Below are 13,417 nucleotides of genomic sequence, written 5' to 3'. Positions count from 1 at the left end.
CGGTGCCCCCTCGCGGACTTGCGGGGCGGCCTGGGGAAATTTGGCGGCCCCGTTAGAGTTGGTATTTCTTCCTGGCACACACTCTAGCGCGCGAATCGCCGCGATGCGCATACGGCACCACGTGTCGGTGGCGGGCGCACCGGCGCGACACGCCCGGGGCAGGGGCCCGCGCTGCCTGTACCTGCGCATATCCGTGCACAGGCAAACTATCTTCGTGATGCGACACGAGAACTACGTGCTGCGCGTCATGGTTTGCGCGAGGATTTCAGTGCAGCTGCTGCATCGCGATACACCTTCGGTGCCAGTCCCGGCTCATCGAGCAGTGTCTGCAGTGCGGCTGCATCCTTCCCCTCGAAGAGCATTCGTACCGTCACCCCGTGGTCGGGGATCGACTCCACGGTCACCGCGTCGCCGGCGGCGAAGACACCCGGTTCGAGAACTCGGAAGTACGCACCCACATCGCCGCGTGCAGTGAACCGGCGAACCCATCCCGACTCGCCCATCCACCGCGCGAACGTGCCGCAGGGCCTGCGAGCGATGGTCGCCTCCAGCGTCACCGTGCCGACTCGCCACCGTGAACCGATCACCACGTCGGTCACCGGCACCCCGCTGGTGCGCAGGTTCTCCCCGAATCGACCCGGCGGAACCGGTGCCCCCAGCTCGTCCGCCCAGTAGCGCGCCTCGTCCTCGTCGTAGACGTACACGGCCTGATCGAGACCGCCGTGGAACTTCGTGTCTCGGCAGTGATCGCCGCCGATGCCCAGCTCGTGGACGTCCACCGGTCCGTCGACGGGTCTCTTGTCGATGCCGCTGTCGACCACCGCTCGGCGTCCCAACGGAACGTCGGCGTGCACGACGCAGACCGCGAGAACGGTCCCGGTCACCGGCCGCGCAGGCGGTCGACGGCAGCGCGACCAGCTTGGACGTCGTCGTAGGACGGGATGGAATCAGGATCGATCGACGCGGCACACGGGCCCGCTTCGAGGGCGGTGTCCAGCGGAATCGTTCTCTTGAGAAGAGCGAGAGCGATCGGGCCGAGCTCGAAGTGATCGATGACGGTACCCAGACGCCCGACCGACCGTCCGCCTGCGGTGACCGCATCGCCCGTGCTGGGCCGACCGTCGGCGGAGCCGTCGAGATGCAGCAACACCAGGTGCCGCGGCGGTCGACCGAGGTTGTGGACGCGCGAGACGGTCTCCTGGCCGCGGTAGCAGCCCTTCTCCAGGTGCACGGCACCGAACTCGGCGGCACTGCCGATCCAGCGAACCTCGTGCGGAATGGTCTTCTCGTCGGTGTCCACGCCCACGCGCGGACGCAACGATTCCACCCGCAACGCGTCGAACGCCCAGGTTCCGGCCGGGGCGGCACCGGCATCGCGCAGGCGGAGGAACCACTCGGTGAGGTGTGCGCGGGGGATCACCACGTCGTACGAGTTCTGACCGGGCCACGGCATCCGCCGAACGAATCCGCCGCCGTCGATCGCCGACGCACCGTAGATCTCGCTCGGAGCCGGCACACCGGCCTTGTCGAGGACCGACGCCGCGTCGGATCCCAGGACGGTGAGAACGGCCACATCGTCGGCCTCGCGGGGTTCGGCTTTCGCCCAGAACACCATCTTCTTCAGAAACGACAGCAGATCGGGGCCCGCGGCCCGCTCGGTATCGATGTACGTGACGCCGTCCAGGTCGGTCTGGACGAAGTGGTGCTCGATGCGGCCGTTGACGTCCAGGCTCAGGTTCTCGGCCGAGCTACCGTCGGGCAGGTTCGAGACGAGTTGGCTCGAGATCGTGTTCAACCAGCTCAGGCGTTCGTCTCCGCTGATGGCGAGGACGAAGCGATGGGATCGATCGATGACGGCGGCTCCACTGACGGCGTCGCGCTGTTCGCCGAACGGATTGCCGTAGTGCCAGGCCACCCCGGCGTCGACGCTGTCGTCCGGGGATGGAACGGCACCGGGAAGAGTGAGAAGAGGACTTGGACTGATCGTCACGGAATCGGACACCACCCCATAGTAGGAGCCTGGGGAGTCCGACGTTTTACCTACGTGCAACGCGTGCGATATCCGTGGGCGATTTCCCCTGTCTAGGTTTCGAGCCGTGAAAGCTCTGAGACACCCGGCAGCACAAATAGGTTTGGCAGCGATCGGCGGAATCGTGTTCGGTCTGATCGTCGGTGACTGGGCCGCGAACCTGAAGTTCGTCGGCGATCTGTTCATCCGCCTGATTCAGATGTCGATCGTGCCGCTGGTGATGGCATCGGTGATCGTGGCGACGGGATCCATGTCCGGAACAGGTACCGGCAAGATCGCGGTGCGAACGTTCAAGTGGATGATCGGCTTCTCGTTCGTGGCAGCTGTGCTGGCGTGGCTACTGAGCGTTCTCATCCGGCCGGGTGCAGGCATGGAATTCACTGCGCAACTCGACCCGAGCCTGGAAGAGAGCGCGAGCGAGGCGCTCGGCTGGCAGGACACTTTGCTCAACTTCGTCTCGACCAATGTCTTCAGCGCGATGTCCACCGCGACGATGGTTCCGATCATCGTGTTCTCGTTGCTCTTCGGAATTGCGCTGCGCAGCCACATCACCAAGACGGGCGACACCGGCGTACTGACGTTCATGGATCAGATTCAGCAGATCGTCCTGACGATGATTCGCCTGGTCATGACCATCGCTCCGGTCGGTGTCTTCTGCCTCCTCGCCGCTCTCGCCGGAGACGTCGGATTCTCTGTCGTCTCGACCGCGTTGAGCTACTTGGGGACCACCCTGCTCGGAGTACTGATTCTCTTCGCACTGTTCGTGATCGTGGTGACGGTACGAACCCGGTTGGATCCGAGAAGCTTGCCGAGCAAGCTCACCGAGCAGACGGCCATTGCTGTTACCACCACGAGCTCTGCAGTCACCTTCCCGACCGTTCTGAAGAACACCGTGGAGAAGGTGGGCGTCAGTCAGAAGGTCGCGAACTTCACGCTGTCGATCGGACTCACCATGGGTTCGTACGGCGCGGTCCTCAACTACATGATCGTCGTGATGTTTCTCGCGCAGGCGGGCGACGTCGATCTGAGTGTCGGTCAGATTGCCCTCGGTATGGGTCTGGCGATCCTGCTGAACATGGGCACGATCACGGTGCCGGGTGGATTCCCGGTGATCGCGATGTTCCTGGCAACGTCGTTGGACCTGCCGTTCGAAGCGGTCGGCCTGTTGATCGCCGTGGACTGGTTCGCCGGAATCTTCCGCACCTTCCTCAACGTCAACGGCGACACGTTCGTCGCGATGTTGGTGGCCAACGCCGACGACGAGATCGACCGTGACGTCTACAACGGAACCAAGACGGTCGTCGCCGAGGACATCGACCTCGACGAGTACCGCGACGTGATGGCGCAGGCAGATCGAGCCGACTGACCGTCTAGCTCTACAGTGACGGCCATGGCCGATTCGGTAGTGGTGACGTTGGACGGCCGAGTGCACGACGCCGGGCAGCCGTTGTTGTTCGCCGACGACCTGGCTGCCGTACGCGGCGACGGGGTGTTCGAGACATTGCTCGTGCGGGGCGGCGCTGCCTGCGCCGTGGAGTTGCACCTGGCCCGTCTGGCGGCGTCGGCGACGGCACTGGAACTGCCTGCTCCCGATCTGGACGAGTGGCGAACCGTGATCGACAAGTCCGTCGGTCTCTGGACCGAGGGCTCGGTGGACGAGGCCGTGCTCCGGTTGGTACTCAGTCGGGGACGCGAAAGCGGCGGAGAGCCGACGGCGTTCGTGACGGTGGGGCCCCTTCCCGAGCGGGTGCGGACAGCGCGTGCGAACGGGGTGTCGGTGATCACGCTCGATCGAGGCTATTCGGTCGAGTTCTCGGCGACTGCGCCGTGGCAGCTCGCCGGCGCGAAAACACTGTCGTACGCGACGAACATGGCAGCACTGCGGCACGCGTCCGCACAGGGGGTCGACGACGTCATCTACCTGAGCAGCGAGGGGCGGGTACTGGAAGGTCCACGGTCCACGGTGGTGCTCGCGCGCGGTAAGACACTCGTCACACCGTCGGTGGAGCAGGGCATCCTGGCCGGAACCACCGTCGCCGGGTTGTTCCAGGTTGCCGAGGCGGCCGGCTGGACCTGCGAGCACGGGCATCTGTACCCAGCGGATCTCATTGCGGCAGATAGCGTTTGGTTGGTCTCGAGTGTCACCCTCGCGGCGCGGGTGATGGCGATGAACGGCGTTGTTCTCGGTCGTTCCGGGAGCGGCGAAGAGGTGGCCGAGATGGTCGATCGAGCCGTGGAAGTCGCCGCCACGCGATAGGTGCCCAACGGCCCTGCCGAAAGACTCTTCCCTACTACTACTCGTAGTAGTACATTCGAATCAGTCGCGGGCCAACGCCCTGACCTGCGGTGTTGCCCGTCACAGCTCGGGTGGAAGAGTTCGGAGTATCGATGGACGCGTTGGATGTCTCGCGGTGGCAGTTCGGTATCACCACCGTTTACCACTTCATTCTCGTACCTCTCACGATCGGCCTCGCGCCGATGGTGGCCGCCATGCAGACCATGTGGGTGATCACCGGCAAGGACTCCTGGTATCGGCTCACCAAGTTCTTCGGCAAGCTGTTCCTCATCAACTTCGCCCTCGGCGTCGCGACCGGAATCGTCCAGGAATTCCAATTCGGGATGAACTGGAGCGAATACTCGCGCTTCGTCGGTGACGTGTTCGGTGCGCCACTCGCGCTCGAGGGACTGGTGGCATTCTTCCTCGAGTCCACGTTCCTCGGGCTGTGGATCTTCGGCTGGAGCAGACTCCCCAAACTCGTTCACCTGGCGACGATCTGGCTCGTTGCCATCGGCGTCAACGCCTCTGCCTTCTTCATCATCGCAGCCAACTCCTGGATGCAGCATCCCGTCGGCGCGATCTACAACGAGGAGACCGGCCGCGCCGAGCTCACCGATATCTGGGCGCTGCTCACCAACAACACTGCGCTGGCGGCCTTTCCGCACGCCGTTGCGGGTGCATTCCTCACCGCCGCAACCTTCGTCGCCGGCATCTCCGGTTGGTGGATGGTACGCGAGGCGCGGAAGAAGAAGCTGGACAGCCCGGCCACTGGGGTCACTCCGCAGGCTCCGCTCTACGATAAAGGGGTCACTCCGCAGGCTCCGCTCTCCGATAAAGGGGTCACTCCGCAGGCTCCGCTCCCGGCAACCGACTCGCGCACGATGTTCCGATCTGCAGCGCGCATGTCCTTCATCGTCATGATCGTCGCAGGCGGCGCGCTCGCCATCACCGGAGACATTCAGGGCAAGCTCATGTTCGAGCAGCAGCCGATGAAGATGGCATCCGCAGAATCGTTGTGCGACACGGAAACCGGAGCCAGCTTCTCGCTCTTGACCGTGGGTACCCACAACAACTGCGAATCCGTGGTGCACCTCATCTCGATTCCCGGCCTCACCTCGTTCCTGGCGGAGAACGATTTCGGTGCCACCGTGCAGGGCGTCAACCAACTACAGGACCAGTACGAGCAGCAATTCGGCCCGGGCAACTACAAGCCCAACCTGTTCGTCACGTACTGGGCATTCCGGATGATGATCGGACTGGCCGCAGGCTCGGCCCTGCTCGCCGTCGCGGGATTGTGGGTCACCAGAGGTGGCCGGATTCCCGACCAGAAGTGGTTCTCGTGGTTGTCGCTGCTGGCCATTCCGACCCCGTTCCTGGCCAACAGTGCCGGCTGGATCTTCACCGAAATGGGCCGTCAGCCATGGGTTGTCGCGCCGAATCTCTCGGGAGTCGACCAGATCCGGCTCACCGTCGATCAAGGCGTCTCCGACCATCCCGTCGGCCTCGTCGTCGCATCGCTTGTAACGTTCACACTGCTCTACGCCGCTCTCGGGGGCGTCTGGTTCTACCTGCTTCGACGCTACGTCGTCGAAGGACCTCTCGACCACGACGCGCACCCGCACGTCGACCCACCGGATTCGGAAGACGAAGAGCCCAAACAGCTCTCGTTCGCGTACTAGGGGATAGTCATGTCACTGCCCGAATTCTGGTTCCTCATCATCGCTTTCTTCTTCGTCGGCTACTTCGTGCTCGAAGGCTTCGACTTCGGCGTCGGCATGCTCATGCCCATTCTGGGCAGGCACCCGGACGCCGCGACGGGTGAGAAGCGCAGGCGCGCCGTCCTGAACACGATCGGTCCGGTCTGGGACGGCAACGAAGTCTGGCTCATCACCGCAGGCGGTGCCCTCTTCGCAGCGTTCCCCGAGTGGTACGCCACGTTGTTCTCGGGCTTCTACCTGCCGCTGTTGTTGATCCTGGTGGCGCTGATCCTGCGCATCTGCGCCATCGAATGGCGCGGAAAGATCGACGACCCGGCCTGGCGTCGACGCTGCGACATCGGAATCGGCATCGGCTCGTGGGTTCCGGCGGTGCTGTGGGGCGTCGCGTTCGCCAACATCGTGCGCGGAGTCGCGATCGACGAGAACAAGAAGGTCACCGCAGGGTTCTTCGACCTGCTCAACCCGTACGCATTGCTCGGCGGAGTAACGATGGCCGTGGTGTTCGCACTGCACGGTGCCGTGTTCATCGCGCTCAAGACCTCCGGGGATGTACACGAGGACTCGGTGAAAATGGCAGCGTGGCTGTCGGTTCCGGCAGTGCTCGTCGGTGGAGCCTTCGCACTGTGGACACAACTCGCGTACGGGAAGACCTGGACCTGGGCACTCGTCGCGGTGGCAGCAGTAGCGCTGCTGCTCGTCGTCGCGCTGACGGCGAAAGTACGCGAAGGCTGGGCCTTCGTCTTCACCAGCATCGCCATCGTCGCCGTCGTCGTGCTGCTGTTCGCCTCCCTGTTCCCCAACGTCATGCCGTCCAGCACGGACGCCGCCTTCGATCTCACCATCGCGAACGCGTCGTCCAGCCCGTACACGCTGAAGGTGATGACGTGGGCCGCGGCCTTCGCTGCCCCCGTCGTCATCGGTTACCAGGCCTGGACGTACTGGGTCTTCCGGCAACGCATTTCGAGCGCACAGATACCGGACTCGATCGGACTGACGGTGAAGTCGTGAGCGCACCCGCTCGCTCACGGGCACCGGTCGATCCCAGACTGTGGAAGTACTCTCGCTCCGCGCGGGGCTACCTCGTGACGACGGTCGGACTGTCGACCGTCGTCACCCTGTGCATCATCGTGAGCGCGCTTGCCATCGGCCGCGTTCTGGCGGGCGTCATCACCGACCCGACGGCCAGATCGTTGTCCGACTGGACCACGGAACTGGTGGTCCTGGGATGTGCGATGGCAGTTCGCGTGCTTGCGGCCGGAGCCCAGTCTCGATACGCGCACCGGTCGGCATCGCGAGTGGTGGCCGAGCTGGAGCTCGAAGTGCTCACGACCGCAACTCGTTTCGAGCCTAGGGAACTCGACTCCGAACGTGAAGAGCTGGCGGTCGTCGTGACTCGCGCCATCGGCGGATTGCGGGCGTACCTGATCGGCTACGTACCGGCGCTGGTGCTGGCCGTCATCGTCACCCCGTTGGTCCTGGTCGTCATCCTGACCCAGGACGTGACATCGGCGGTGATCATTGCGGTGACCCTGCCGCTCATCCCGATCTTCATGATCCTGATCGGACTGCTGACCAAGGGGCGAGCGGCTGCGACGCTCACCACGATGACCCGGCTGTCGGCGCAGTTACTCGACCTGTTGGCCGGTCTGCCGACATTGCGCGCACTGGGGCGCGAACACGGGCCCGCCGCCCGCATCCGGGCGCTGGGCGATGCACATCGGCGAACGACGATGCGCGCGTTGAAGGTTGCCTTCCTCTCGTCGATGGTTCTCGAACTGCTCGCGACCCTGTGTGTCGCGCTGGTGGCCGTCGGTATCGGACTGCGGCTGGTATTCGGGGAGATGACACTCGAGGCAGGCATCGTCGCGTTGATCCTCGCGCCCGAGGTGTACTTTCCACTCCGGTCCGTGGGCACTCAATTCCATGCGGCCGAGGACGGCGTCGAGGCCGCGGGCCGAGCATTCCGCGTGTTGGACCGCCGGACGGTTCGGCCGAGTGGTGGTCGAACGGTCGACGCCTCGGCCGCGAACATCGAACTCGACGGACTCACTGTCACGAGTCGAGACGGCGAGGCTCCGGCAGAGCTCAGTGCAGTGTGCCGAGCGGGCACCGTCACGGTACTGACCGGACCGAACGGCGCAGGCAAATCGACTGCACTACAAGCAATCCTGGGACTGACAACGCCTTCGAGCGGCGCGGTGAGAATAGGGGGAGTGCCGGTGGCCGAACTCGACCTCGACCAGTGGTGGGCGCAGGTTGCCTGGCTTCCGCAGCGGCCGGTGTTGTTGCCCGGCACGCTGTACGAGAACGTCACCCTGCACGGAGTGCCCAATTCGGATGCTTTGATTGCGGCGTGCCGTTCGGCCGGCTTCGACGAGGTTCTCCGAGATCATCCGGCCGGCTGGGACACCTGCGTCGGTCAGGGCGGAGTGGGGCTGTCGCTCGGCGAACTGCAGCGCCTCGCCCTCACCCGGACCTTCGTCTCGAATGCTTCGGTGATGGTGCTGGACGAGCCGACCGCACACCTCGACTCGGCGCGGGAAAAGACTGTGCTGCAGGCTGTTCGGGCCGCGGCCGACCGAGGAGTCACTGTGGTGATGGTGGGTCACCGGCGGTCGGTGTTGCATGCCGCCGACCGAGTCGTCGAGGTGCGCAGTGACGCGACTCTGCAGCCGAAGGTCGATCATGTCTGATCTGCGTCGGGCGTTGGCGTTGTTGGAGCTCTCCCCGCGGCGGGTAGCGGTGGCCGTGGCCGCCGGGGTGGCGACCCTCGGGAGTGCGCTGGCTCTGGCCGCGCTCTCGGCATGGTTGATCACCCGAGCCTGGCAGATGCCACCCGTGCTCGATCTGTCCGTGGCCGTGGTAGCCGTTCGGGCGCTGGGCATTTCGCGGGGTGTGTTCCGATATCTGGAACGACTGTCCACACACGATGCGGCACTGCGCGGTACGACGGCAGCTCGCACCGGAATCTACGAGAGGTTGGCGAACGGAAACGGTGCGATCCACCTGCGGCGCGGTGACGTTCTCGCGCGCACCGGAGCAGACGTGGACGTGCTCGGCGACGTCGTCGTGCGGGCCGTGGTGCCCATCTGTGTCAGCGTCGTGATGATGTTCGCGGCGGTGGGCCTGCTCGCCGGCATCGCGCCTGCTGCCGCGTCGATCATGGCAGTGGCGTTGCTGATCGCCGGAGTGGGCGCACCGATGCTGGCGGCGCGGTCGGCGAGGATCGCCGAAGAGGCCGGTGCCGACGCCGACGCGCGGTTCGCGGAGTCGGCCGTCCGCGCCCTCGACCATGCTGCGGAACTACGGGTCGCCGGGCGACTGGACGCAACACTGGCCGAAGCTCGAAGCGCAGCAGAGGATTCGGTGGTTGCCCGGGACCGCGCCGCCCGTCCGTCGGCCATGGCCGACGCCGCTGGGCCGCTGTCGATCGGAGCGTCGGTGATCGGGTCCTTGCTCGTCGGAATCGGTCTGTACGGACCGGACGGAGGCACCGCCGGCGGTATGACGCCGATGGCACTGGCGATCATCGTGCTGGTTCCGCTGGCTGCGTTCGAGGCGACTGCCGCGCTCCCCGGGGCGGCTGTCGCGCTGATGCGCGGCCGAATCGCAGCCACCCGAATCATGGCGATGCTCGATGCGGCTCCGCCGCATGTGAGCAGAACTTCGACCCCTGCTACGAACTTCCGCGAACATGCGCGAAGCGCAGTCATCGGCCCCAGTGGATCCGGGAAAACGACGATGTTACGCGCACTTGCCGAGGAATACGGCTCGGACGCAGCGCTGTTCGCCGAGGATGCGCATCTGTTCGACACCTCGATTCTGGAGAATCTGCGGGTGGTACGCGGCGACGTGAACGAGGAGGAAGCAGCGAAGGCGCTGCGAAAAGTCGGCCTCGGCTCGTGGCTCGACGCGATGCCCCTCGGTGTCAACACAACTCTGGTGGGCGGCGCACAGGCGGTGTCCGGGGGAGAGCGGCGCAGGCTGCTGCTCGCGCGCGCTCTGCTCGGTACCGCACCGATCGTGCTGCTGGACGAGCCGACGGAACACCTCGACAGAGTCTCCGGGATGCGAATACTGCGCGAGCTGCTCACCACCGACGGCGGCCTGTTCGGTGCCGACCGAACCGTAGTGGTCGTCACCCATCAATTGCCGGAGAACACCGATGCCGACCAGGTGATCGATCTCGGAGCAGACCCGAAGAAAAAACACTTTGCCGACTCGGAATCTCCGGCGTACGTTGGGAGTACACGAGAGAGGAGGTGGTCTGAAGTTGATGAACTCTAGGACGCGTGAGGTGGCTGTCAGCTAGCCGCTATCGCTGACGGATTCACTGCGAAGACCGCGCGAGCGGCAAGCGAATCCCAGGCAGCTACCCGGCCCCCGAGCCCCCGACCTGTCCGGTCGGGACCTGAAAGCAGGTATGGCTCGGGGGCCGTTCGCGTGCGAGCAGAAAGAAAGATTCAGCCGATGTAGCGAGAGAGCCGCGCGGACAACCGCGGTGCGAGTGGGCCGTCGGCGACGACACGTTCCTCGACGTACGCCAGATCTCCACCCTCGACGATGCCGTAGAGCCGCTTCGCCCCGCCGACCAGCGCACCCGAGGTGCTGCGGATGACGACGTCGGTGGCGAGTTCCCAGGACGACTTGGTGAGTGCGTGTCCGTAATAGAGTTCGACCACACCGGTGCTGTGGGTCAGCAGGAGCTCGATGACCTCTTCGTTCTCGGAACCCTTGACGCCGTGGCCGCCGCTGACGCGCCAGAATCCGGTCTCGCGGAGGTCGGGGTGAGCGTAGTTGCCGTCGGAGTCCAGCCGCCAGGAGCGCGATTCCCAGCTCAGGTAGCTGCCGCCGTCGTGGGTGATGACGATCTGCTGTCCGAAGAGGTAATCGGTTCCCAGTTCGGGGTCGTGCCCCTCGCCCTCACCGCGCCAGACACCGACGAGTGGCAACAGGGCCAGCATCGACGGGTTCAGATCGGGACCGAGTCGCAGGTTGGCAGTGTCGTCGGGATGGGGGATATCGGGCAGTACCGGGACGTTGCGCAACGATGCCTCGGCGAACTTCTGTTCGGCCGCCGCTATCGCTTCGTCACCACTGGTGATGGGGGCGTTTCGTCCCTCGTCAGTACTGCCGGGTTGCCCCGCAACCGGATCCGTCACGACTCGTCGTTGACCAGTCGGTAGACGACGTAGAGCGAGAACGCGATGATGGCAATTGCCGCAAGCGCAAGCAATACCTCGAAGAAGATGACCACGGGATCGAGTTTAACCCGCGTAGTTTCCCACCGAGAACAGCGGCCCGAATCCGACGTGTGTCCTTGGTGACATCTACCCAACTTCGGGGTCGTCAGTGCGCTGGATCACTCGTATTGGTGGAGAAATCCCGGCAAGCAGGTACCTTCTTCGGGGGACGTCGGGCGCTCGCGGGCGGATTTCCGACGTGTTTCACTGTGTTCTGTCACGAAGGCTGGGGAGGTCTCCGCAACAATGCTGCGTCGTAAACGCGCTCTGACATCGTCGTTCGGATCCGTGTTGTTCAGGTCTGCTGTGGTGACCCTGGCGCTGGCGCTCGCAGCACCCGCTGCTGCGCTCGCCGCACCCGACTCCGGATCGGCGGACTCCGGATCGGCGGACTCGGGTTCCGCAGACTTCGGGTCCTCGCAGGGTCCGAACATCGATCCCAACAACTACGCGCAGGACTGCCCGGACGTGCTGCTGTTGGCCGTGTCCGGAGCCACCGACTCGGCCGCAGATCGCAATCCGCTCAACGAAGAAGCACAGACGATCGCGTCGAACTGGGTCGGCAACGTCACCGTTCCGGTCGGTGAGGCGAACGCGGACAGCCCCGGTACCGTCGGCTGGCTCTACGTCCCTTACACCTCCACGTACGGCTTCGACGTCATCGACAACGTGGCCACCTACCAGGAATCGATCGCCGACGGCCTCGCGTCGACCAATCGGTTGATGGACGAGTACAAGACCAAGTGCGGCGAGAAGACCAAGTTCGTCCTGCTCGGGTACAGCGTCGGCGGTGAGGTTCTCGATCGACTCGCGATCGAACTCGGACACCGCGATCCCAACGCGCTCGTCACGTCCGACGACGTCGTCGGCGTCATGATGGTCGGGTCGCCCTACCGCCCGGCCGGCGTGCCGAACTTCGGTGACGAGGTAGGCGAGTCACGCGGCGGATTCATGGACCAGTCGCCCCGGGACTACGGATCGATGACCGACAAGGTCACGTGGTCGTGTCGTCCCTACGACCTCGCCTGCGACTCGCCGGACAAGATCGAACTGCTGCAGCTGGCGCTCGGCGTGCTCGGTCAGATGCGGTTGACCCTGCTCAATCCGGTGCAGACCGTCTCCGATTTCGCTCGGACGGTAGCGAGCATCGCTACCCGCGCGATCGTCGACATCGCCACGAACAAGTCCTGGCTCGAGTCGGACGAGACGCTTCTGCAGGTGCTGGTCAAGGTCTCCGACCGGCAGTATCAGGTGGACGACGCGCAGGCTGCAGCAGCGCTGTCTCCCGACCAGCTTCTCGCCGATCTCAACTGGGCTCTCGGGCCCGGTGCCGAGACCGTGAAGGCGAAATTGCGCGCTGAAGGCGAGGGCCTGGTGGAGAACAACAAGGGCATCGTCGACGTCGTACTCGGCCCCTATTTGGCAATCGGCTTTCTGCAGCACCTGTCCTACTGGTACAACGACCCCAACGACGGTTACGAGTGGGAGAGCGAGAAGATGGTCGCCTGGGTGACCGATCTCGCTCGCACCGAACGCGAGAAGAACAACGCACCCCCTGCAGTCGATCCAGCCACGCCGTCCGTGCCCGAGACTCCCCAGCCTGCCGCCGAGCCCCGATTGCTCCCGGAGCCGGGCACGCAGACTCGCGTCAGTGACCTCGGTGCCTTCCTCGAGTCCCAGGGCATCCCGGTTCCGGAGGGGATGTTCCCGCCGCAGTACTCCACGGTTCCGGAGCGCACCACCGCAGCGCCCCTGCCCAACTGAACAATCTCCGGCTGGACAGAAAAGAACCCCGCACCTGCTCGCAGGTGCGGGGTTCTTCGTTTCGATCGGTGGTGCGAAATCAGACTCCGACGGTGACGTCGGCAGAGTGCACGCCAGCGCCCTCGGGAGCGATGACGGTGTCGCCGTTGCCCGATGCCGACAGTGCGCGCAGCGTCCACTGGCCGGGAGCGGCGAAGAAGCGGAAGTCTCCGGTGCCGGACGCGACGACCTCGGCAGTGAACTCGCCGGTGCCGTCGAGCAGACGCACGAACGCTCCTGCTACCGGCTCACCGTCGCCGGCGAGGACGCGGCCGGTGATGACCGTTTCCTTCTCGACGTCGACGCCTGCCGGGATGGTCTGGCCCTGTACGGGTGCTCCACACAT

General features: G+C 64.9%; 11 protein-coding genes. 7 read left to right on the top strand and 4 right to left on the bottom strand.

All coding sequences use genetic code 11. The features are described 5' to 3' along the window. Nucleotides 1–245: 245 nt before the first annotated feature. Together CH294_RS03735 and CH294_RS03730 are read right to left on the bottom strand one after the other, a co-directional pair. Nucleotides 246–884, bottom strand: coding sequence for an MOSC domain-containing protein (locus tag CH294_RS03735; RefSeq protein ID WP_094737042.1), 639 nt, complete (start codon nucleotides 882–884; stop codon nucleotides 246–248). After that, complete coding sequence (locus CH294_RS03730) at nucleotides 881–2,002, bottom strand: folate-binding protein YgfZ (RefSeq protein ID WP_094737174.1); 1,122 nt, start codon at nucleotides 2,000–2,002, stop codon at nucleotides 881–883. The genes CH294_RS03735 and CH294_RS03730 overlap by 4 nt, the downstream gene beginning before the upstream one ends. A gap of 94 nt (nucleotides 2,003–2,096) precedes the next feature. Here CH294_RS03730 and CH294_RS03725 point away from each other — a divergent pair, with 94 nt between their 5' ends. From CH294_RS03725 to CH294_RS03700, 6 genes are all read left to right on the top strand, one after another. Continuing rightward, nucleotides 2,097–3,395, top strand: a complete 1,299-nt coding sequence (locus tag CH294_RS03725) for a dicarboxylate/amino acid:cation symporter (RefSeq protein ID WP_032405772.1) — start codon at nucleotides 2,097–2,099, stop codon at nucleotides 3,393–3,395. A gap of 24 nt (nucleotides 3,396–3,419) precedes the next feature. Further along, nucleotides 3,420–4,286: an aminodeoxychorismate lyase gene (locus tag CH294_RS03720; RefSeq protein ID WP_094737041.1), complete on the top strand. Its 867-nt coding sequence runs from the start codon at nucleotides 3,420–3,422 to the stop codon at nucleotides 4,284–4,286. Between the two features lie 131 nt (nucleotides 4,287–4,417). Continuing rightward, the gene (locus CH294_RS03715) at nucleotides 4,418–5,986 is read left to right on the top strand and encodes a cytochrome ubiquinol oxidase subunit I (RefSeq protein ID WP_094737173.1); all 1,569 of its coding nucleotides are present in this window, start codon (nucleotides 4,418–4,420) and stop codon (nucleotides 5,984–5,986) included. A gap of 9 nt (nucleotides 5,987–5,995) precedes the next feature. Continuing rightward, a complete protein-coding gene (gene cydB, locus CH294_RS03710) occupies nucleotides 5,996–7,033 on the top strand; it encodes a cytochrome d ubiquinol oxidase subunit II (protein ID WP_094737040.1) in 1,038 nt (345 codons plus the stop codon). Further along, on the top strand, nucleotides 7,030–8,718 hold the full coding sequence (cydD, locus tag CH294_RS03705; protein WP_094608447.1) for a thiol reductant ABC exporter subunit CydD: 1,689 nt from the start codon (nucleotides 7,030–7,032) through the stop codon (nucleotides 8,716–8,718). The genes cydB and cydD overlap by 4 nt, the downstream gene beginning before the upstream one ends. Then, complete coding sequence (locus CH294_RS03700; protein ID WP_094737039.1) at nucleotides 8,711–10,312, top strand: ATP-binding cassette domain-containing protein; 1,602 nt, start codon at nucleotides 8,711–8,713, stop codon at nucleotides 10,310–10,312. The genes cydD and CH294_RS03700 overlap by 8 nt, the downstream gene beginning before the upstream one ends. A 176-nt stretch (nucleotides 10,313–10,488) precedes the next feature. Here the strand turns inward: CH294_RS03700 and CH294_RS03695 are convergent, their stop codons facing one another. Then, entirely contained in the window at nucleotides 10,489–11,130 is a 642-nt protein-coding gene (locus CH294_RS03695; RefSeq protein ID WP_052064779.1) for an FABP family protein, read from the bottom strand. A gap of 384 nt (nucleotides 11,131–11,514) precedes the next feature. On the opposite strand from CH294_RS03695, the gene CH294_RS03690 reads away from it, so the two are divergent. After that, nucleotides 11,515–13,032 carry a cutinase family protein gene (locus tag CH294_RS03690; RefSeq protein WP_094737038.1) on the top strand — a complete coding sequence of 506 codons (1,518 nt, stop codon included), beginning with the start codon at nucleotides 11,515–11,517 and terminating at the stop codon, nucleotides 13,030–13,032. Nucleotides 13,033–13,111: 79 nt separating this feature from the next. Here the strand turns inward: CH294_RS03690 and CH294_RS03685 are convergent, their stop codons facing one another. Then, nucleotides 13,112–13,417 carry a DUF1416 domain-containing protein gene (locus CH294_RS03685; RefSeq protein ID WP_032376387.1) on the bottom strand — a complete coding sequence of 102 codons (306 nt, stop codon included), beginning with the start codon at nucleotides 13,415–13,417 and terminating at the stop codon, nucleotides 13,112–13,114.

This window comes from Rhodococcus sp. 14-2483-1-1, assembly GCF_002259335.1.
Lineage (GTDB): Bacteria > Actinomycetota > Actinomycetes > Mycobacteriales > Mycobacteriaceae > Rhodococcoides.
This window is presented reverse-complemented; position numbering and strand designations above follow the sequence as displayed.